The organism is Bacillus sp. MT(2024), assembly GCF_036362845.1.
Classification (GTDB): Bacteria; Bacillota; Bacilli; order Bacillales; family Bacillaceae; genus Bacillus; species Bacillus velezensis.
On record NZ_CP143632.1, the window covers coordinates 1632746 to 1653219 of the forward strand.

Sequence of the window (20474 nt, forward strand, 5' to 3'; positions counted from 1 at the left end):
CAGGGTTTTTATGCAGAGGAACGGCTGATATGATATCGACAGCACAAGGAGGAAAAACATGAGCAAAAAAGTGACTGATACCGTTCAAGGAATGGCTCAGCCCATACTGGATGACCTTCAGCTTGAACTCGTAGACATTGAATTTGTCAAAGAGGGTCAAAACTGGTTCCTTCGCGTGTTTATTGATTCCGATAACGGTGTTGATATTGAGGAGTGCGCCAAAGTCAGCGAAGCGTTAAGCGAAAAGCTGGATGAGGCCGATCCGATCACTCAGAACTACTTTCTTGAAGTATCTTCTCCTGGAGCCGAGCGTCCATTAAAGAAAAAAGCCGACTTCGAAAAATCACTGGGCAAAAATGTGTACATGAAAACGTACGAACCGATTGACGGTTTAAAAGTGTTTGAAGGCAAATTGGCTGAATTTGATGGACAAACTGTTACAATAGAGATGACGGTCAAAACAAGAAAGAAACGGGTCAATATTCCGTATGAAAAAATAGCTAACGCGAGATTAGCTGTAACATTTTAATGAATGAAGTATTAGTGTTTAAGGGGGGAGACCGCTAACATGAGCAGTGAACTATTAGATGCTCTCACTATTCTTGAAAAAGAAAAAGGCATCAGTAAAGACATTATCATCGAAGCAATTGAAGCTGCCTTAATTTCCGCGTATAAGCGAAATTTTAACCAGGCGCAAAACGTACGGGTCGATCTGAACCGTGAGACGGGCACGATCCGCGTGTTCGCAAGAAAGGATGTCGTAGACGAGGTATACGATTCAAGACTTGAAATCTCGCTTGACGACGCCCAGCACATCCATCCGAACTACCTTGTCGGAGATGTCGTTGAAATAGAAGTAACACCGAAAGACTTCGGCCGCATTGCTGCGCAGACGGCGAAACAAGTGGTGACGCAGCGTGTCCGTGAAGCTGAGCGCGGCGTGATTTACTCAGAATTTATCGATCGTGAAGAAGACATCATGACGGGAATTGTACAGCGCTTAGACAGCAAGTTTATTTACGTGTCTCTCGGCAAGATTGAAGCGCTGCTGCCCGTCAATGAACAAATGCCGAATGAGAGCTATAAACCCCACGATCGGATTAAAGTATTTATCACAAAAGTCGAAAAAACGACAAAAGGGCCGCAGATCTATGTATCAAGAACGCATCCTGGCCTGTTGAAGCGTCTTTTTGAAATCGAAGTGCCGGAAATTTATGACGGAACGGTCGAACTGAAATCCGTTGCCAGAGAAGCGGGCGACCGCTCTAAAATCTCCGTCCGCACTGATGACCCTGACGTTGATCCGGTCGGTTCATGCGTTGGTCCTAAAGGCCAGCGGGTGCAGGCGATCGTCAATGAACTGAAAGGCGAAAAAATTGATATCGTCAACTGGTCTGATGATCCGGTTGAATTTGTTGCCAATGCGCTCAGCCCGTCTAAAGTGCTGGATGTCATCGTCAGCGAAGAAGAAAAAGCCACGACTGTCATCGTTCCTGATTACCAGCTTTCTCTGGCAATCGGAAAAAGAGGGCAAAACGCCCGCTTAGCCGCGAAATTGACAGGCTGGAAAATCGATATCAAAAGTGAAACGGATGCAAGAGACCTTGGCATCTATCCGAGAGAGCATGAAGAAGATGACGATTTAGAGCCGCTCTTTATGGAGCCTGAAACAGCCGAATCGGATGAATAAGAGGTGACTTTAGGTGAATAAGCGAAAAAAAATTCCTCTGCGCAAATGCGTGGTAACGGGGGAAATGAAGCCTAAAAAGGAACTGATCCGAATTGTCCGTTCTAAAGAAGGAGAGATTTCAGTCGATCCGACCGGAAAGAAGAACGGGCGGGGTGCCTATATCACCCTTGAGAAAGAATGCATCTTAGCTGCGAAAAAGAAAAACACATTGCAAAATCAATTTCAATCACAAATCGATGACCAGATTTTCGAAGAATTGCTGGAACTGGCGGAAAAGGTGAAAAAATAACATGTCTGGAATGGAATGGTTTCCCTTGCTGGGTCTGGCCAATCGAGCTCGTAAGGTCGTGTCGGGCGAGGACTTGGTTATAAAAGAAATTAGAAATGCGCGTGCAAAACTTGTTCTGCTGACAGAAGATGCATCTGCGAATACTGCAAAAAAAGTATCCGATAAATGCAATTATTATAAAGTGCCTTATAAAAAAGTCGAAAGCCGCGCGGATCTCGGCCGCTCTATCGGCAAGGAATCACGTGTCGTTGTCGCCGTCACTGACCAAGGTTTTGCGAATAAGCTGATCAGCTTGCTCGATTAATATTTTTGGGGGTGAACGAATGGCTAAAATGAGAGTTTACGAATATGCAAAAGCCATCAATGTTTCAAGCAAGGAAATTTTGACTGCGCTGAAAAACATGGATATAGTAGTAAATAACCATATGGCAATGCTTGAAGAAAAGACCATTAAGCAGCTTGATGCGAAATTTAAAAAAGGCGGCGCCGGCGTTACATCTCAGAAGCCTGCGGAAACGAACAAAAACAAGCCGCAAGGGATTAATCAGCAGCCTGCTGGGAATCAACCAAACAAAATTCGAGACGGAAAGAAGAATGACGTGCAGAATAATCAATTTAACAAAAACAAGAAGAATAACAACAACAAAAACAAAAACAAACGCAATCATAACAACAAAAATCAGTATCAGCAAAAACCGCTGAAGCCGAAAAAAGAGCTTCCTGAGAAAATTACGTTTTCCGGCTCTTTAACAGTCGGGGCCTTAGCCGAAGAACTTGGCAAAGAACCGTCTGAACTCATTAAAAAACTGATGCTTCTGGGCGTAATGGCTACGATTAACCAGGAGCTTGACAAAGACACAATCGAACTGATCGCATCTGAATACGGTGTGGAAACAGAAGAAGTGATTGTGCTCGAAGAAACTGAGCTTGAAAAGTATGAAGAGGCTGACAAAGAAGAAGATCTTCAAATCCGTCCGCCTGTCGTGACGATCATGGGCCACGTTGACCACGGGAAAACGACCCTTCTTGACAGCATCAGAAAAACAAAGGTTGTTGAAGGTGAAGCCGGCGGAATCACCCAGCATATCGGGGCGTACCAGATCGAAGAAAACGGCAAAAAAATCACGTTCTTAGATACTCCGGGACACGCGGCGTTCACAACAATGCGTGCGCGCGGTGCGGAAGTAACTGATATTACCATTTTAGTCGTAGCGGCTGATGACGGCGTTATGCCCCAAACAGTCGAAGCCATCAACCATGCGAAAGCGGCTGAGGTTCCGATTATCGTTGCCGTGAATAAAGTGGATAAAGAAAGCGCGAACCCTGACCGTGTCATGCAGGAGCTGACTGAATACGGACTCGTTCCTGAAGCATGGGGAGGAGAAACGATTTTCGTTCCTCTGTCCGCTCTTACAGGCAAGGGAATTGACGAGCTTGTCGAAATGATTCTGCTTGTCAGTGAAGTGGAAGAGCTGAAAGCCAATCCGAACCGTCAGGCAAAAGGAACGGTTATTGAAGCTGAGCTCGATAAAGGAAGAGGATCTGTCGCGACACTTCTCGTTCAAACGGGAACATTGCATGTCGGAGATCCGATCGTTGTCGGAAATACATTCGGCCGCGTGCGGGCCATGGTCAATGATCTCGGCCGCCGCGTGAAAACAGCCGGACCGTCCACACCTGTAGAAATCACGGGCTTAAACGACGTACCGCAGGCTGGCGATCAATTCCTCGTCTTTAAAGATGAAAAAACAGCCCGTTCTGTCGGTGAAGCACGCGCTTCCAAGCAACTGGAAGAACAGCGCAGCGACAAAGCGAAGCTGAGCCTCGATGATCTGTTTGAACAAATTAAACAAGGCGATGTCAAAGACATCAACTTAATCGTAAAAGCTGACGTTCAAGGTTCAGCCGAAGCGTTAACAGCCGCTCTTCAAAAAATTGAAGTAGAAGGCGTAAAAGTGAAAATCATTCACACAGGCGTCGGTGCGATTACGGAATCAGACATCATTCTCGCATCTGCTTCAAATGCAATCGTTATCGGGTTTAATGTGCGCCCAGACGGAAATGCTAAGAGCACGGCTGAAGCTGAAAATGTAGATATCCGTCTTCACCGTATCATTTACAAAGTCATCGAAGAAATTGAAGCGGCGATGAAAGGAATGCTTGATCCTGAGTACGAAGAAAAAGTCATCGGTCAGGTTGAAGTGCGCCAAACATTCAAAGTGTCGAAAATCGGCACGATTGCCGGCGGATATGTAACAGACGGCCACATTACACGTGACAGCGGACTCCGCCTGATCCGTGACGGCGTGGTCATCTTCGAAGGGGAAGTAGACGTTCTGAAACGCTTCAAAGATGATGTGAAAGAAGTTTCACAAGGATATGAATGTGGTATAACGATTAAGAAATACAATGACATTCGCGAAGGCGACGTCCTTGAAGCGTATGTCATGCAGGAAATCGAAAGAAAGTGATCGGATTTGCGGAATGTGAATGCATCATTTATGATGCAGGATCATTAAAGGAGAAACGAGCCGTTCTGAAGCGGATTATAACGAGGGTTCAGAATAAGTTCAACGTGTCGGCCGCAGAAATCGGCTATCAGGACACTTGGCAGCGAACCAGCTTCGGAATCGCCGTCGTCTCCTCCTCTCACGTTCAGGCGGAAAAGGAGATCCAGCGTGTACTCGCGTTTATTGACTCCTTTCCCGAGATAGAACGGACGATCACTAGAACAGAGTGGTTTTAACTTAGAGGTGATTGAATTGAGTATGAGAGCAAACCGTGTCGGCGAGCAGATGAAAAAAGAGCTCGGGGATATTATCAGCCGAAAGCTGAAAGACCCGAGAATCGGATTTCTCACTGTAACAGACGTACGTGTTTCAGGTGATTTACAAATAGCGAAGGTGTATATCTCCGTCCTCGGCGGAGAGAAAAAGAAAGAGGAGGCGCTGAAAGGGCTTGAGAAAGCGAAAGGATTTATCCGTTCCGAAATCGGCAGCCGAATCAGACTCCGCAAAACGCCTGAGCTTGAATTTGAATTTGATGAATCAATTGAGTACGGCAATCGTATTGAAACATTGATTCACGAACTGCATTCAGATAAACCGTCTGAATAACGGGAAAGAGGATGGGCGAGTGTCGTCTGTCCTCTTTTCTGCGTTTTACGGGATACAATTGATAACAAAGGAGCGAAAGACAGATGGTTAACGGAGTTCTCCTTTTACATAAACCGGTCGGCATGACTTCTCACGACTGTGTAATGAAAATAAGAAAACTGTTAAAAACAAAGAAAGTCGGGCATACGGGAACCCTTGATCCGGAAGTGTCAGGCGTACTGCCGATCTGTGTCGGACGGGCTACAAAGATCGTTGAGTACGTCACCGACAAGTCAAAAACGTACGATGCTGAGATCACTCTCGGTTTCTCCACATCGACCGAAGACCAGACGGGAGAAACGGTCAGCGTAAAACCTGTCAGGGAGCCGCTGAAAGAAGCGGATATCAAAGCCGTTTTAGACGAATTGAAGGGACCGCAGGAGCAAGTGCCGCCGATGTATTCCGCGGTAAAGGTCAATGGGAAAAAGCTCTATGAATACGCCAGAGCGGGTATTGAAGTGGAGCGGCCGAAGCGGAATATCACGATTGAAGATATCGCGCTCACTTCCCCTGTCACTTATAACGAAGACACAGTATCATTCCGCTTTACAGTCACGTGCTCAAAAGGCACTTACGTCAGAACGTTGGCGGTGACAATCGGTGAAAAACTCGGCTATCCCGCGCATATGTCGCATCTCATCCGCACTGCTTCCGGCGATTTCAGCCTTGATGAATGTTTCACGTTTGAGGAACTTGAACAGCAGGTTTCGGACGGAACGGTTGCAGAGCATGCCGTGCCGATCGATAGAGCGCTCAATCATTTGCCGAAATGGGTCATAAGTGATACATTAGCTAAGAAAGCTGAAAACGGGTCGGTGTTTGACATCCCGGCGGAATTTTCTGCAATGACAGCTGACGCCCGTATAGCGGTCTGTACTGAAGACGGAGAATGTGTGGCCATTTATATGCCGCATCCTTCAAAAAAAGGACTGCTGAAACCGGCTAAAGTGCTCATGCAAAAAAGCGAACAATAAGAAAAAAGGTGACCGTTCTGTGAAGACGATACATATTTCTCATCCGCATCATTTACAAAAAGAAGAGCAGCCGGCGTCTGTCATGGCGCTCGGCTACTTTGACGGCGTTCATTTGGGACACCGGAAAGTAATCGGAACAGCCAGACAAATTGCCGAAGAAAAAGGCCTGTCGCTGGCCGTTATGACGTTTCATCCCCACCCTTCCCATGTGTTGGGCAGGGACAAAGAGCCAAAGGATCTGATTACGCCGCTTGAAGATAAAATCAGCCAGATCGGGCGTTTAGGCGCTGATGTGCTGTATGTCGTAAAGTTTGATGAAGCGTTTGCGTCTCTGTCTCCAAAACAGTTTGCCGAGGAGTATATTTTAGGGTTGAACGCGCGGCACGCTGTGGGAGGCTTCGATTTTACGTACGGAAAATACGGAAAAGGCACGATGGAGACGTTGCCGGACGATTTAAACGGCAAGGCCGGATGCACGACTGTCGAGAAACAGACCGAGCAGGACAGAAAGATCAGCTCCACTTATATCCGGTCAGCGCTCCAGGATGGTGACGTTGAACTTGCGCACACTCTTCTCGGCCAGCCGTATTTTATCCGGGGCACTGTGATTCACGGAGACAAAAGAGGCCGCACCATCGGTTTTCCGACCGCGAATGTCGGCCTGCACAACAGCTATATCGTGCCGCCGACAGGCGTGTATGCAGTGAAAGCCGAAATAAAAGGCGAGGTGTATGAAGGCGTCTGCAACATCGGCTACAAACCGACCTTTTATGAAAAGCGTCCCGATCAGCCGTCAATTGAAGTTCATTTGTTTAATTTTCAACAGGATGTATACGGAGAAGACGTTAAAATCGAGTGGTACAAACGAATCCGAAGCGAACGGAAGTTTAACGGCATCGATGAACTGACGGCTCAGATCGGGAAAGACAAACAAGAAGCGATCCGTTTTTTCAGCAAATAACGGAAAAAACATCAAAAGTACACAAATTTTATTCTAAAAGATTTGCATATGGGCGCGATTTTTAGTATCATATGTTTCGTAGTCTTAAAACCATTGCTTGGCAATCCGAAGTCACCGACGGTTGCTAGGTAACTGGGGCTAATTATGATATGGAGGTGAAACAGGATGGCAATTACTCAAGAGCGTAAAAATCAACTCATCAGCGAGTTCAAAACACACGAATCTGATACTGGTTCTCCAGAAGTTCAGATCGCTATCCTAACAGACTCAATTAACAACTTGAACGAGCATTTGCGTACTCACAAGAAAGATCACCACTCACGTCGCGGTCTTCTTAAAATGGTAGGTAAACGTCGTAATCTTCTTACGTATCTGCGTAATAAAGACGTAACTCGTTACCGTGAGTTAATTAACAAACTAGGCTTACGTCGATAATCGTAAAAAGCGGGAGGATTCCCGCTTTTTTATCGTATTAAAGCGAAAAAAATAATAATAAAAAAACAATGAAATCCTTTTACATACTACTTTGACATTGATATGTTCAATTCATTTCGTTCATAATAGGAGTAATTGATTATTTCACACATTAAGAGAGGAGCTCGTAATCGAATGGGACAAGAGAAACATGTCTTTACCATAGATTGGGCCGGCAGACAGCTTACAGTAGAAGCCGGCCAGCTTGCCAAACAGGCAAACGGCGCTGTCATGGTCCGCTACGGCGATACTGCAGTGCTCAGCACAGCAACCGCATCAAAAGAACCGAAACCGCTAGATTTTTTCCCGCTTACCGTTAACTATGAAGAAAGATTATACGCAGTAGGTAAAATTCCGGGCGGTTTTATTAAAAGAGAAGGCCGTCCAAGTGAAAAGGCTGTTTTAGCCAGCCGTCTGATCGACCGTCCGATCCGCCCGCTTTTCGCAGACGGATTCCGTAACGAAGTACAGGTCATCAGCATTGTCATGAGTGTTGATCAGGACTGCTCATCTGAAATGGCTGCAATGTTCGGTTCATCACTCGCTCTTTGCGTTTCCGATATCCCGTTTGAAGGCCCGATCGCGGGTGTGACGGTAGGCCGCATTGACGGGAAATTCGTCATCAATCCGACGGTTGATCAGCTTGAAAAAAGTGATATCAACCTCATCGTTGCAGGCACAAAAGATGCCATCAACATGGTGGAAGCCGGAGCGGATGAAGTTCCTGAAGAAATCATGCTTGAGGCGATTATGTTCGGTCACGAAGAAATCAAGCGCCTGATCGCATTCCAAGAAGAAATCGTCGCAGCAGTCGGCAAAGAGAAAACAGAGATCGAACTGTATGAAATTGACGAAGAGCTCAGCGAAAAAGTAAAAAGCCTTGCGGAGCCGGATCTTCTCAGCGCCATTCAGGTTCACGAAAAACATGCTCGCGAAGACGCGATCAATGAAGTGAAAAATGCAGTTGTCGCGAAATTCGAAGAAGAAGAGCATGATGAAGATACGATTAAAAAAGTGAAACAGACACTGTCTAAACTCGTGAAAAACGAAGTGCGCCGTTTGATCACAGAAGAAAAAGTCCGTCCGGACGGCCGCGGCGTTGATCAAATCCGCCCGCTTTCTTCAGAAGTCGGCCTTCTGCCGAGAACACACGGATCCGGTCTGTTTACGAGAGGACAGACGCAGGCGCTCAGCGTTTGTACATTAGGCGCCCTTGGAGACGTTCAGATTCTTGACGGTTTAGGCGTGGAAGAGTCAAAACGCTTTATGCATCATTATAACTTCCCGCAGTTCAGCGTAGGGGAGACAGGCCCGATGCGCGGACCGGGACGCCGTGAGATCGGTCACGGTGCTCTTGGAGAGCGTGCGCTTGAGCCGGTCATTCCGAATGAAAAAGACTTCCCGTATACGGTCCGCCTCGTATCTGAAGTGCTTGAATCAAACGGTTCCACTTCACAGGCCAGCATCTGCGCAAGTACGCTTGCCATGATGGACGCAGGTGTTCCGATTAAAGCCCCTGTTGCAGGTATCGCGATGGGACTTGTGAAATCAGGCGAGTACTATACGGTATTAACCGATATTCAAGGGATGGAAGACGCCCTCGGTGACATGGACTTTAAAGTAGCCGGCACGGAAAAAGGCGTGACAGCGCTGCAAATGGACATTAAAATTGAAGGCCTTTCAAGAGAAATTCTTGAAGAAGCGCTTCAGCAGGCGAAAAAAGGAAGAATGGAAATCTTGGACAGTATGCTCAGCACGCTTGGTGAATCAAGAAAAGAACTTTCTCAATATGCGCCGAAAATTTTAACGATGACCATTAATCCGGATAAAATCCGTGACGTTATCGGACCGAGCGGTAAACAAATCAACAAAATCATTGAAGATACCGGTGTTAAAATTGACATTGAACAAGACGGCACCATCTTTATTTCTTCTACTGATGAAAGCAGCAACCAAAAAGCGAAAAAAATTATCGAAGATCTTGTCAGAGAAGTCGAAGTCGGCCAACTTTACCTCGGTAAAGTGAAACGGATTGAGAAATTCGGCGCTTTTGTTGAAATCTTCAGCGGAAAAGACGGTCTCGTTCACATCTCTGAACTAGCGCTCGAACGGGTCGGCAAGGTTGAGGATGTTGTGAAAATCGGTGACGAAATCCTTGTGAAGGTAACTGAAATTGACAAACAGGGACGAGTGAATCTGTCGCGTAAAGCAGTGCTGCGCGAAGAGAAAGAAAAAGAACAGGAACAACAACAATCTTAAATGAAAACCTAACAAGGAGCCTGGGAGACCCGGCTTCTTTATTTTGAGAAAGACAACAGACGGGTTCTACCTTGTCCTCCTCATACATAATGTGTGATGAGGGGGGAAGGACATGTTGAAAAAATTCGTGCCGTTTGCCGTTTTTTTATTTCTTTTTTTTGTTTCGTTTGAAATGTTAAAAAACCCGTATACAGTTGATTACATAGACGCAATGAAAAAAGACGCGGTAACTGTGTCAGCATCAAAAGATCCGCTCTATGAAGAATTACTGCAAAAAGCGTCAGAGTATGAAGTGAAGCCGCAAGACGCGCGGATTGACAAAATATGGAAGAGTATACCGGGATATAACGGTTTAAAAGTCAATGTGGAAAAATCCTATAAACAAATGAAAAAGGACGGAGAATTTCACGAAGACGACCTTGTCTATGAGCAGGTAAAGCCGAAAGTCCATCTTGATTCTCTCGCGCCCGAACCCATTTATAAAGGAAATCCCGACAAACCGATGGTCGCTTTCCTGATAAATGTCGCCTGGGGAAATGAATACGTGGAGCAAATGCTGCCTATTCTGAAGCGGCACCAGGTCAAAGCAACTTTCTTTCTTGAAGGGAAATGGCTGAAAAACAATCAGGAACTGGGGAAAAAAATAGCGGCAGACGGACATGAAATCGGAAATCATTCATACAATCACCCTGATATGAGCAAACTGACTTCAGGAAGCATTTCCGAACAGCTTGACAAAACCAATGCACAAATCAGCGAGACGCTCGGCATGAAGCCGAAATGGTTTGCGCCGCCAAGCGGCAGCTTCAGAAAAGCCGTGGTCGACCTTGCGGCGGAAAAAGGAATGGGCACCATCATGTGGACCGTTGACACCATTGACTGGCAAAAACCGTCTCCCGCTGTTTTACAAACAAGGGTGTTGAGCAAAATACATAACGGAGCCATGATTTTAATGCATCCGACTGATCCGACTGCGAAAAGCCTGGATACACTGATTGCAAAAATCAAGGAAAAAGGCTACGCGCTCGGCTCAGTGTCTGACTTAATGGATGAAAACAGGCTGATGAAGTAGCAGGCGGCAGTTGCCTGTCTTTGAATAGGAGGAACAGACTTGATAAAACGCTATACATGCCAAAACGGTGTAAGAGTTGTGCTTGAAAATAATCCAACGGTGCGGTCTGTGGCAATCGGCGTCTGGATCGGGACGGGATCACGTCATGAAACGCCGGAGACAAACGGTATTTCGCACTTTCTTGAGCATATGTTTTTTAAAGGAACAAATACCAGGTCCGCACGTGAAATCGCAGAATCCTTCGATCGGATAGGCGGCCAAGTGAATGCCTTCACTTCAAAAGAATATACGTGCTATTACGCCAAAGTGCTGGATGAGCATGCAAACTACGCACTTGATGTGCTGGCTGATATGTTCTTTCATTCTGCTTTTGACGAAGATGAGCTCAAAAAAGAAAAGAACGTCGTATATGAAGAAATCAAAATGTATGAAGACGCGCCGGATGACATTGTCCACGATCTGCTGAGCAAAGCGACATACGGCAATCATTCGCTCGGATACCCGATTCTCGGGACGGAGGAAACGCTTTCGTCGTTTAACGGCGATTCTCTCAGACAGCATATGGATGACTTTTACACGCCGGACCGCGTCGTCATTTCTGTCGCCGGAAATGTAACGGAACAATTCATTAAAGACGTGGAGAAATGGTTCGGTACATACGAAGCGAAGGGCAAAGCAAGCGGCATCAGCGAGCCTGAGTTTCATTATGAAAAGCTGACCAGAAAAAAAGACACCGAACAGGCGCATCTCTGTCTCGGTTTCAAAGGCCTGAAAGTCGGAGATCCGGACATTTACGATTTGATCGTCTTAAACAACGTGCTCGGCGGAAGCATGAGCAGCCGTCTTTTCCAGGATGTGCGCGAAGATAAAGGACTGGCCTATTCTGTATACAGCTATCACAGTTCCTATGAAGACAGCGGTATGCTGACGATTTACGGAGGCACCGGCGCGAATCAGCTCGGACTTCTGTCTGAAACCATTCAGGAAACGTTATCGGTTCTAAAACGTGACGGTATCACTCCAAAAGAGCTGGAAAACAGCAAAGAGCAAATGAAGGGGAGCTTAATGCTCAGCTTAGAAAGCACAAACAGCAAAATGAGCCGGAACGGGAAAAACGAACTCCTGCTCGGAAAGCATAAGACCATGGATGAAATTATCGCTGAACTAAATGCGGTCAGCCTGGAAAGCGTCAACGGCCTCAGCCGCCGCTTATTTACGGATGATTACGCACTATCGCTCATCAGCCCGAGCGGCAATATACCGGCCTCGTCTTAAGCTGCAAAGCAGTCTGCCTCTATACGGGGCAGGCATTTTTTTTTGCTCCGGGTCATATAGTACAAGGGGGTGGCTATCATGAGGCTCAGTGAACTGTCAGGTAAAGAAATTGTGGATATTAAACGTGCAGAGCGGCTCGGCGTGCTCGGCCAGACCGATTTGGAAATTAATGAACAGGACGGACAAATTACCGCGCTGTTGATACCGACGGTAAAATGGTTCGGATTGCGAAAACAAGGCCACGACATCCGCGTCCCCTGGAACCATATCCAAAAAATCGGGTCAGACATGATCATTTTAGACGTTCCGGGGGAGATCACGCCTCCCGAAGAGTAGATCTTATTCATTTTTTGCAAGCACCGGCTCATACAGCCGGTGCTTTTTTCATGAAAAAGACGCTGTACATTCACCGCCCTTTCTCTTTGCACATACGATGAAGAGGAGGATGACACTTAAAAGATCCAGTAACTGTAAAGAAGGTGAACGTTTCAGATGTTAACCGGATTAACAATTGCGATCATTGGCGGTGACGCAAGACAGCTTGAGATTATAAGAAAGCTGACAGAACAGCATGCCGATATTTATCTTGCAGGGTTTGACCAATTGGATGACGGTTTTACAGGAACCGTCAAATGCAAAATTGATGAGATTCCCTTTCAAAAAATAGACAGTATCATCCTGCCTGTATCGGCAACGACCGGAGAAGGCGTTGTTTCCACGGTTTTTTCAAATGAAGAAGTGGTATTAAAGCAGAGCTATCTTGAGCGGACACCGGAGCATTGCGTCATTTATTCAGGCATCTCCAATGCATATCTTGAGGGGATCGCCAGCGAAGCCGGCCGTAAGCTTGTGAAATTATTTGAGCGGGACGACATCGCGATATTCAACTCGATTCCCACTGTTGAAGGAACAATCATGATGGCGATTCAGCATACGGATTATACCATTCACGGATCAAATGTCGCCGTTCTCGGCATGGGGCGCACCGGTATGACGATCGCCCGGACGTTTGCAGCGTTAGGGGCGAAAGTAAAAGTGGGCGCGCGGAGTTCGGCTCATTTAGCCCGTATATCGGAAATGGGGCTTTTTCCTTTTCAACTTGAAGAGCTTACTGAACATGTAAATGATATTGATATCTGCATTAACACCGTACCGAGCTTGATTCTGAATCAAAGCGTTTTATCGCGCATGACGCCGAAGACCTTGATTTTGGATTTAGCATCCCGTCCGGGCGGAACGGATTTCAAATATGCTGAAAAACAAGGCATTAAAGCGCTGCTTGCTCCGGGTCTTCCGGGAATTGTGGCTCCGAAAACAGCCGGACAGATTATTGCGAACGTATTGAGCAAGCTTTTGGCAGACTTAAAGAAAGAGGGGAAATAGCCATGTCTCTGAAAGGGAAAAGAATCGGATTCGGATTAACCGGCTCGCATTGCACATATGAGGAAGTTTTTCCGCAAATAGAGGCGCTTATCAGTCAAGGAGCTGAAGTCCGGCCGGTCGTGACGTCAACCGTTCAATCGACCGATACCCGCTTTGGGGAGGGGGGAGATTGGGTCAGAAAAATTGAAGAAGCAACAGGCTTTGAGGCGATTGATTCCATCGTAAAAGCAGAGCCTCTCGGGCCGAAACTTCCGCTCGACTGCATGGTCATCGCCCCTTTAACCGGAAATTCAATGAGCAAACTCGCAAATGCGATGACTGACAGCCCCGTCCTTATGGCTGCGAAAGCCACGATCCGCAACGGCCGCCCGGTCGTGCTCGGAATTTCGACAAATGACGGACTCGGTTTAAACGGAACGAATTTAATGAGGCTGATGTCCGCAAAAAACATATATTTCATCCCATTCGGCCAGGATGACCACGTGAAAAAACCGACATCGCTCGTCGCCAGAATGGATCTCCTTCCGATTACGGTAGAAAAAGCTCTTTTGCACCAGCAGGTTCAGCCGGTGCTCGTACACCATCATGAATAAAAAATCATGATGACAGAAAATCATTCCGGAATAAAAAAATTCGGTCAATCCGTGACTATTCTATGGTAAAATAAAACGTAAAATGCAAAGTCAATTCAACAAATGATGCTTAATTGGCGGAAGGAGTTTTACAGATGGGAAGAGGATTACACGTAGCAGTTGTCGGAGCGACGGGAGCCGTAGGACAGCAAATGCTGAAAACACTGGAAGACAGAAACTTTGAAATCGAAACACTCACACTACTATCCTCAAAGCGTTCTGCTGGTACGAAAGTAACGTTTAAAGGCGAAGAATATACAGTGCAGGAAGCTGTTCCTGAAAGCTTCGAAGGCGTTCATATCGCGTTATTCAGCGCCGGCGGAAGCGTATCACAAAGCTTGGCGCCTGAGGCTGTAAAACGGGGAGCCATCGTGATTGACAATACGAGCGCATTCCGTATGGACGAAAATACACCGCTCGTGGTGCCTGAGGTGAACGAAGGTGATCTGCACAAACATAACGGCATTATCGCCAATCCTAACTGTTCAACGATTCAGATGGTGGCTGCGCTTGAACCGATCCGCAAAGCGTACGGTTTGAAAAAAGTCATTGTATCTACTTACCAAGCTGTTTCCGGAGCCGGCAATGAAGCGGCGAAAGAATTGTACAGCCAGACAAAGGCGATTTTAAACAATGAACCCGCAGAACCGTCCATTATGCCGGTTAAAGGCGACAAAAAGCATTATCAAATCGCATTTAACGCCATTCCGCAAATTGATAAATTCCAAGACAACGGCTATACGTTTGAGGAAATGAAAATGATTAATGAAACGAAAAAAATCATGCATATGCCGAAGCTGGAAGTGGCTGCGACATGTGTCAGACTGCCGATTGAAACAGGGCACTCAGAATCTGTTTACATTGAGCTTGACCGTGATGACGCAACCGTTGAAGATATTAAACAGCTTTTAAAAGAAGCTCCGGGTGTTACGCTTCAGGATGATCCGGCGGAGCAGCTTTACCCGATGCCTGCTGATTGCGTCGGCAAACGCGATGTATTTGTAGGAAGAATCCGGAAAGATTTGGACAGAGCAAACGGTTTTCATTTGTGGGTTGTTTCTGATAACCTGTTAAAAGGCGCCGCTTGGAACTCAGTTCAAATCGCGGAAAGCCTGCAAAAACTGAACCTCGTATAAAACAAACGTATTTTCTATAGGCGAACAGAAGAGAGTAAGGCTCTGCCTGCTCTCTTCTGTTACGTCAGACTAATTTGGAGTGAAAATAGTGAAGATCATAGTTCAAAAATTCGGCGGAACATCCGTAAAAGATGACAAAGGCCGCAAGCTTGCGCTAGCACACATTAAAGATGCCATAAGTGAAGGTTATAAGGTTGTCGTTGTCGTATCGGCGATGGGAAGAAAAGGAGACCCGTACGCGACAGATTCTTTAATCGGGCTCCTTTACGGCAGCCAGTCCGACATTTCTCCGAGAGAGCAGGATATGCTTCTGTCTTGCGGAGAAACGATTTCGTCCGTTGTTTTTTCCAGCATGCTGAAGGAAAACGGCATAAAAGCCGCAGCTTTAACAGGAGCCCAGGCCGGCTTTTTAACCAATGCCCAGCATACTGACGCCAAAATTATAGAAATGAAAACAGAGCGGCTTTTCGCTGCACTCGCCAGCCATGATGCCGTCGTTGTCGCAGGGTTTCAGGGAGCGACTGAAAAAGGCGACACGACGACGATCGGCAGAGGAGGAAGCGATACATCAGCGGCGGCGCTCGGCGCGGCGGTTGATGCTGAGTTTATCGACATTTTTACGGACGTGGAAGGCGTTATGACAGCCGATCCGAGAATCGTGGAAAATGCTAAGCCGCTTCCGAATGTAACATATACGGAAATCTGCAACCTTGCTTATCAAGGCGCGAAAGTCATTCATCCGCGCGCGGTGGAAATCGCCATGCAGGCAAAGGTGCCGATCCGCGTGCGCTCCACTTATTCAAAAGACAAAGGCACTTTGGTGACGTCCCATCATTCGTCCAACGTCGGCAGCGATGTATTCGAACGGCTGATCACAGGGATCGCACATGTGAAAGATGTGACGCAATTTAAGGTTCCCGCCAAAATGGGGCAATACAACGTTCAGACTGAAGTCTTTAAAGCAATGGCAAATGCCGGAATCAGTGTAGATTTCTTTAACATTACGCCGAGTGAAATCGTATATACCGTAGCCGGCAGTAAAACGGAAGCCGCGCGCAGCATTTTGGCTGAATTAGGATATGAACCGACAGTGACGGAAAGCTGTGCGAAAGTGTCAGCGGTCGGCGCCGGAATAATGGGTGTTCCGGGTGTCACGTCAAAAATCGTCTCCGCACTTTCTGATAAAGGCATTCCGATTCTGCAATCTGCCGACAGCCATACGACGATCTGGGTGCTCGTTCATGAAAAAGATATGGTAACGGCCGTAAATGCGCTGCATGAAGTGTTTGAACTTTCAAAGTAAATGTGATTGAATCATGATGAGGTGAAAAAAATGAATGTCGGAAATATATCTACAGCGATGATTACCCCCTTTGACAGTAAAGGGAATGTAGACTTTCAAAAACTGTCTACATTAATCGACTATTTGTTGAAAAACGGCACGGATTCTTTAGTCGTCGCAGGCACGACCGGCGAATCTCCGACACTTTCAACGGAAGAAAAAATTGCACTCTTTGAATTTACAGTCAAAGAAGTGAACGGACGCGTGCCTGTTATTGCGGGTACGGGAAGCAACAATACGAAAGACTCCATTAAACTGACAAAAAAAGCTGAAGAAGCCGGCGTCGATTGCGTTATGCTTGTCACGCCGTATTATAATAAGCCTTCCCAAGAGGGGATGTACCGTCATTTTAAAGCCATAGCTGAAGAAACGTCTCTTCCTGTGATGCTTTACAACGTGCCGGGCAGAACGGTCGCTTCGCTTGCGCCGGAAACGGCCATCAGACTTGCGGAGATTCCGAATATCTCTGCGATTAAAGAAGCGAGCGGCGATCTTGATGCCATTACGAAAATCATTGCCGAAACACCGGAAGATTTTTACGTCTATTCAGGTGATGACGGGTTAACGCTTCCTATTCTTGCAGTCGGCGGAAGAGGAGTCGTGTCAGTGGCCAGCCATATCGTGGGTTCTGACATGCAGCAGATGATTAAAAACTATACGAACGGGCAGACGGCAACCGCGGCACTGATTCATCAGAAGCTTCTGCCGATCATGAAGGAGCTCTTTAAAGCGCCTAATCCGGCTCCGGTCAAAACGGCGCTGCAGCTGAAAGGCCTTGATGTCGGATCTGTGCGTCTTCCTCTTATCCCGCTGAATGAAGATGAACGTCTGAGCCTGAGCAGCGTCATCAGCGAACTGTAAGAAAAAATTTATACAGTTGAAATACGCGGTCATTCTCATTTTTATCGTGAGTTTGACCGTTTTGTATACATATTGGTTTTCCCTAAACCTTCCGCTTCTTCTTGTTTTCTAAAATTGATATCAGTTATAATAGGAACAAGTGATGATGGACGGGTATGAGACTAGGAGGATACAGATTTTGAAAAAGAAAAATACAGAAAACGTCAGAATTATCGCCCTTGGCGGCGTCGGAGAAATTGGGAAGAACCTATATGTCATTGAAATTGACTCAGACATATTTGTAGTGGATGCAGGGCTGATGCACCCTGAAAATGAAATGCTCGGTATTGATGTTGTCATTCCGGATATTTCCTACTTAGTAGAACGGGCTGACCGCGTGAAGGCCATCTTTCTGACACACGGGCACGATGAAAACATCGGGGGCGTCTTTTATTTATTGAACAAGCTGTCGGTGCCGGTATACGGAACGAAGCTTACGCTTGCATTACTGAGAGAAAAACTCAAGCAGTACGGGCATAATCGAAAAGCTGATTTACGTGAAGTTCACTCTAAATCAGTCATTACATTTGAATCAACGAAAGTATCGTTCTTTAAAACGATTCACAGTATTCCGGATTCAGTGGGAGTCAGCTTCAAAACATCACTTGGCTCTATTGTATGCACGGGAGACTTCAAATTTGACCAGACGCCTGCATATCACCAATCATGTGATATTGGCGAAATTGCCAAAATCGGAAACAGCGGCGTGCTCGCCCTGCTTTCTGACAGCGCCAATGCGGAGCGCCCGGGGTATACTCCGTCAGAAGCATATGTAAGCGGTGAAATTTCCGATGCGATGAACAATTCAGAAAACCGTGTCATCATTGCTGTATTCGCGTCTAATATCAACCGGATCCAGCAAGTGATACAGGCTGCCGTCCAGAACGGCCGCAAACTTGCAATCGCCGGAAAAAATCTGCAAAACGTGCTTCAGCTTGGGCGCAAACTCGGCTATATTGAAGCCGAAGATGAAATGTTTATTCCTGTGCAGGATGTGAAAAAATATCCGAAGCGGGACGTGGCAATTGTTACAGCCGGAAGCCATGGTGAGCCGCTGGCCGCTCTTACGCGGATGGCCAAGCAGGCGCACAAGCAGCTTAACATTGAAGAAGGAGACACCGTTGTCATTGCATCAACACCGATTCCGGGGCATGAATTGATATATTCCAAAACCGTCAACCTGCTTGCCCGCGCCGGCGCTCAAGTCATTTTCGCCCAAAAACGAGTGCATGTGTCCGGTCACGGTTCGCAGGAAGAATTGAAACTCATGCTTAATTTGCTGAAACCGAAATATTTAATTCCGGTTAACGGTGAATTCAGAATGCAAAAAGCGCATTCCAAAATCGCAGAAGAGATCGGCATGAAACGCAGCGATATTTTCTTGATTGAAAAAGGTGACGTCGTTGAATTCCGCGGCCAGAATGTGAAAATCGGGGATAAAGTCACATACGGAAACGTTCTGATTGACGGCCTCGGAGTCGGCGACATCGGCAACATCGTGCTGAGAGACCGCCGCTTATTGTCACAAGACGGCATTCTCATCGTCGTGATTTCACTCGATAAGCAGAAGAAGAACCTTGTTTCAGGCCCTGAGATCATTACGCGCGGTTTCGTGTATGTCAGAGAATCAGAGGGGTTAATTGTACAAGCTACTGAGCTCGTCCGCTCTATCGTGACTGAAGCGACGGAAACATCTGCCGTAGAATGGTCCACGCTGAAACAAGCAATGCGTGATGCGCTGAATCAATTCCTTTATGAAAAAACAAAACGCAAGCCGATGATCATTCCGATCATTATGGAAGTATAATGTATACAAAGCCGGAGCGCATCATGCTCCGGCTTTGTTTTTGTTCATGTCCCGGATGGAAATCATCATCTTTGTTCATAATACAAAGAGACATTCGGAAAGGGTGAAAGATAAAATGGATCATCGTATGGAAAACACCGAGGAACAGCAGCCCGAAAAATCAGATGCGAAAGACAGCATTATGAGCAAAATTCAGCAGCTGGGAGAGACATCTCTGCCGCAAATGTCCCAAGATACCAATATTCACTGCCTGACGATCATCGGCCAAATTGAGGGGCACGTCCAGCTCCCGCCGCAAAATAAAACAACCAAATATGAACATGTCATTCCGCAAATCGTCGCCATTGAGCAAAATCCGAAAATCGAAGGACTTCTGATCATCTTAAACACCGTCGGAGGCGATGTGGAAGCGGGGCTTGCGATTGCGGAAATGCTCGCATCCTTATCAAAACCGACCGTCTCAATCGTACTCGGCGGGGGCCACTCCATAGGTGTGCCGATCGCCGTGTCATGTGATCATAGTTTTATCGCGGAGACAGCGACAATGACCATTCACCCCGTTCGGCTTACAGGTCTGGTTATCGGTGTTCCGCAAACGTTTGAATACCTGGATAAAATGCAGGAGCGGGTTGTCAACTTTGTGACCCATCATTCAAATATTTCCGAAGAAAAATTCAAAGAGCTGATGTTTTCAAAAGGAAACTTAACCAGGGACATCGGAACGAACGTAGTCGGCAAAGATGCGGCTGATTACGGACTAATTGATGACGTGGGCGGCGTCGGACAGGCGATAAAAAAGCTGAATCAGCTGATTGAGGAACGAAAGGGCGAGGAAGGAAGGATGATTCAATGATCCTTTATACCGTCATGCCCCAAGAAGTCGTTTACGGTCAGGATATAGAGCAAAGCGTGCATGAACAGGTAGATTACGCCGGTGTGCCGCTGCTAGTTGAGATGAAGGGAAATGAAGCTGAAGTCGTACAGATTTTAAGTACGAACCCGATGGATTTTCTGAATCCGGACATCGCTCCGGGACAAAAAATCAAGCTGAAAATCTAACCGGCATTCAGTCCGTTTCTCGGGGGCAAAATATGCTATAATAGGGGAATCCTACAGAAAAATGCA

22 protein-coding genes are annotated in these 20474 nt (G+C 46.6%); all 22 read left to right on the forward strand.

All coding sequences use genetic code 11. The features are described from left to right. Positions 1-58: 58 nt before the first annotated feature. Entirely contained in the window at positions 59-529 is a 471-nt protein-coding gene (rimP, locus tag VP472_RS08250) for a ribosome maturation factor RimP (RefSeq protein ID WP_003154197.1), read from the forward strand. A 39-nt stretch (positions 530-568) separates the two neighbouring features. Then, complete coding sequence (gene nusA, locus VP472_RS08255) at positions 569-1690, forward strand: transcription termination factor NusA (RefSeq protein ID WP_003154195.1); 1122 nt, start codon at positions 569-571, stop codon at positions 1688-1690. A gap of 13 nt (positions 1691-1703) precedes the next feature. Continuing rightward, a complete protein-coding gene (rulR, locus tag VP472_RS08260) occupies positions 1704-1979 on the forward strand; it encodes a glucose-induced regulator RulR (protein WP_003154193.1) in 276 nt (91 codons plus the stop codon). Between the two features lies 1 nt (position 1980). Continuing rightward, positions 1981-2283, forward strand: a complete 303-nt coding sequence (locus VP472_RS08265) for a YlxQ family RNA-binding protein (protein ID WP_003154192.1) — start codon at positions 1981-1983, stop codon at positions 2281-2283. A 19-nt stretch (positions 2284-2302) separates the two neighbouring features. After that, the gene (gene infB / locus VP472_RS08270; protein WP_015388229.1) at positions 2303-4450 is read left to right on the forward strand and encodes a translation initiation factor IF-2; all 2148 of its coding nucleotides are present in this window, start codon (positions 2303-2305) and stop codon (positions 4448-4450) included. Then, complete coding sequence (locus VP472_RS08275) at positions 4447-4725, forward strand: DUF503 domain-containing protein (protein ID WP_003154188.1); 279 nt, start codon at positions 4447-4449, stop codon at positions 4723-4725. Before infB ends, VP472_RS08275 begins: the two co-directional genes overlap by 4 nt. A gap of 16 nt (positions 4726-4741) precedes the next feature. Further along, the gene (rbfA, locus tag VP472_RS08280) at positions 4742-5095 is read left to right on the forward strand and encodes a 30S ribosome-binding factor RbfA (RefSeq protein ID WP_003154185.1); all 354 of its coding nucleotides are present in this window, start codon (positions 4742-4744) and stop codon (positions 5093-5095) included. Between the two features lie 83 nt (positions 5096-5178). Further along, positions 5179-6108, forward strand: a complete 930-nt coding sequence (gene truB, locus VP472_RS08285) for a tRNA pseudouridine(55) synthase TruB (RefSeq protein ID WP_146276788.1) — start codon at positions 5179-5181, stop codon at positions 6106-6108. 19 nt (positions 6109-6127) lie between these two features. Further along, the gene (ribF, locus tag VP472_RS08290) at positions 6128-7069 is read left to right on the forward strand and encodes a bifunctional riboflavin kinase/FAD synthetase (protein ID WP_007611467.1); all 942 of its coding nucleotides are present in this window, start codon (positions 6128-6130) and stop codon (positions 7067-7069) included. A gap of 165 nt (positions 7070-7234) precedes the next feature. Continuing rightward, positions 7235-7504 carry a 30S ribosomal protein S15 gene (gene rpsO / locus VP472_RS08295; protein WP_003154182.1) on the forward strand — a complete coding sequence of 90 codons (270 nt, stop codon included), beginning with the start codon at positions 7235-7237 and terminating at the stop codon, positions 7502-7504. Positions 7505-7678: 174 nt separating this feature from the next. After that, on the forward strand, positions 7679-9802 hold the full coding sequence (gene pnp / locus VP472_RS08300) for a polyribonucleotide nucleotidyltransferase (RefSeq protein WP_071391827.1): 2124 nt from the start codon (positions 7679-7681) through the stop codon (positions 9800-9802). Positions 9803-9914: 112 nt separating this feature from the next. Continuing rightward, positions 9915-10874 (forward strand): polysaccharide deacetylase family protein, encoded by a 960-nt coding sequence (locus tag VP472_RS08305; protein ID WP_146276790.1) that lies wholly within the window; start codon positions 9915-9917, stop codon positions 10872-10874. A gap of 39 nt (positions 10875-10913) precedes the next feature. Further along, entirely contained in the window at positions 10914-12149 is a 1236-nt protein-coding gene (locus VP472_RS08310) for a M16 family metallopeptidase (protein WP_070081831.1), read from the forward strand. A gap of 78 nt (positions 12150-12227) precedes the next feature. After that, on the forward strand, positions 12228-12485 hold the full coding sequence (locus tag VP472_RS08315) for a YlmC/YmxH family sporulation protein (protein WP_003154176.1): 258 nt from the start codon (positions 12228-12230) through the stop codon (positions 12483-12485). Between the two features lie 156 nt (positions 12486-12641). After that, positions 12642-13532, forward strand: coding sequence for a dipicolinic acid synthetase subunit A (dpaA, locus tag VP472_RS08320; protein WP_017417790.1), 891 nt, complete (start codon positions 12642-12644; stop codon positions 13530-13532). 2 nt (positions 13533-13534) lie between these two features. Beyond that, the gene (gene dpaB / locus VP472_RS08325) at positions 13535-14125 is read left to right on the forward strand and encodes a dipicolinate synthase subunit B (protein WP_007409809.1); all 591 of its coding nucleotides are present in this window, start codon (positions 13535-13537) and stop codon (positions 14123-14125) included. Positions 14126-14259: 134 nt separating this feature from the next. Then, entirely contained in the window at positions 14260-15300 is a 1041-nt protein-coding gene (gene asd / locus VP472_RS08330) for an aspartate-semialdehyde dehydrogenase (RefSeq protein WP_003154169.1), read from the forward strand. A gap of 88 nt (positions 15301-15388) precedes the next feature. Beyond that, positions 15389-16603, forward strand: coding sequence for an aspartate kinase (gene dapG, locus VP472_RS08335; protein ID WP_025649453.1), 1215 nt, complete (start codon positions 15389-15391; stop codon positions 16601-16603). 30 nt (positions 16604-16633) lie between these two features. After that, the gene (gene dapA, locus VP472_RS08340; RefSeq protein WP_003154166.1) at positions 16634-17503 is read left to right on the forward strand and encodes a 4-hydroxy-tetrahydrodipicolinate synthase; all 870 of its coding nucleotides are present in this window, start codon (positions 16634-16636) and stop codon (positions 17501-17503) included. 178 nt (positions 17504-17681) lie between these two features. After that, positions 17682-19349: a ribonuclease J2 gene (gene rnjB, locus VP472_RS08345; protein ID WP_003154163.1), complete on the forward strand. Its 1668-nt coding sequence runs from the start codon at positions 17682-17684 to the stop codon at positions 19347-19349. 115 nt (positions 19350-19464) lie between these two features. Continuing rightward, positions 19465-20202: a ClpP family protease gene (locus VP472_RS08350; protein WP_025851243.1), complete on the forward strand. Its 738-nt coding sequence runs from the start codon at positions 19465-19467 to the stop codon at positions 20200-20202. Continuing rightward, entirely contained in the window at positions 20199-20408 is a 210-nt protein-coding gene (locus VP472_RS08355; RefSeq protein ID WP_003154161.1) for a YlzJ-like family protein, read from the forward strand. Before VP472_RS08350 ends, VP472_RS08355 begins: the two co-directional genes overlap by 4 nt. The last annotated feature ends 66 nt before the right edge of the window (positions 20409-20474 follow it).

Coding starts and splice junctions, on each gene's coding strand:
- rimP (WP_003154197.1), top strand. CDS start 59: ATGAGCAAAAAAGTGACTGATACCGTTCAAGGAATGGCTCAGCCCATA.
- dpaB (WP_007409809.1), top strand. CDS start 13,535: ATGTCTCTGAAAGGGAAAAGAATCGGATTCGGATTAACCGGCTCGCAT.
- truB (WP_146276788.1), top strand. CDS start 5,179: ATGGTTAACGGAGTTCTCCTTTTACATAAACCGGTCGGCATGACTTCT.
- VP472_RS08350 (WP_025851243.1), top strand. CDS start 19,465: ATGGATCATCGTATGGAAAACACCGAGGAACAGCAGCCCGAAAAATCA.
- dpaA (WP_017417790.1), top strand. CDS start 12,642: ATGTTAACCGGATTAACAATTGCGATCATTGGCGGTGACGCAAGACAG.
- VP472_RS08305 (WP_146276790.1), top strand. CDS start 9,915: ATGTTGAAAAAATTCGTGCCGTTTGCCGTTTTTTTATTTCTTTTTTTT.
- VP472_RS08265 (WP_003154192.1), top strand. CDS start 1,981: ATGTCTGGAATGGAATGGTTTCCCTTGCTGGGTCTGGCCAATCGAGCT.
- VP472_RS08355 (WP_003154161.1), top strand. CDS start 20,199: ATGATCCTTTATACCGTCATGCCCCAAGAAGTCGTTTACGGTCAGGAT.
- nusA (WP_003154195.1), top strand. CDS start 569: ATGAGCAGTGAACTATTAGATGCTCTCACTATTCTTGAAAAAGAAAAA.
- pnp (WP_071391827.1), top strand. CDS start 7,679: ATGGGACAAGAGAAACATGTCTTTACCATAGATTGGGCCGGCAGACAG.
- rpsO (WP_003154182.1), top strand. CDS start 7,235: ATGGCAATTACTCAAGAGCGTAAAAATCAACTCATCAGCGAGTTCAAA.
- VP472_RS08315 (WP_003154176.1), top strand. CDS start 12,228: ATGAGGCTCAGTGAACTGTCAGGTAAAGAAATTGTGGATATTAAACGT.
- asd (WP_003154169.1), top strand. CDS start 14,260: ATGGGAAGAGGATTACACGTAGCAGTTGTCGGAGCGACGGGAGCCGTA.
- dapA (WP_003154166.1), top strand. CDS start 16,634: ATGAATGTCGGAAATATATCTACAGCGATGATTACCCCCTTTGACAGT.
- infB (WP_015388229.1), top strand. CDS start 2,303: ATGGCTAAAATGAGAGTTTACGAATATGCAAAAGCCATCAATGTTTCA.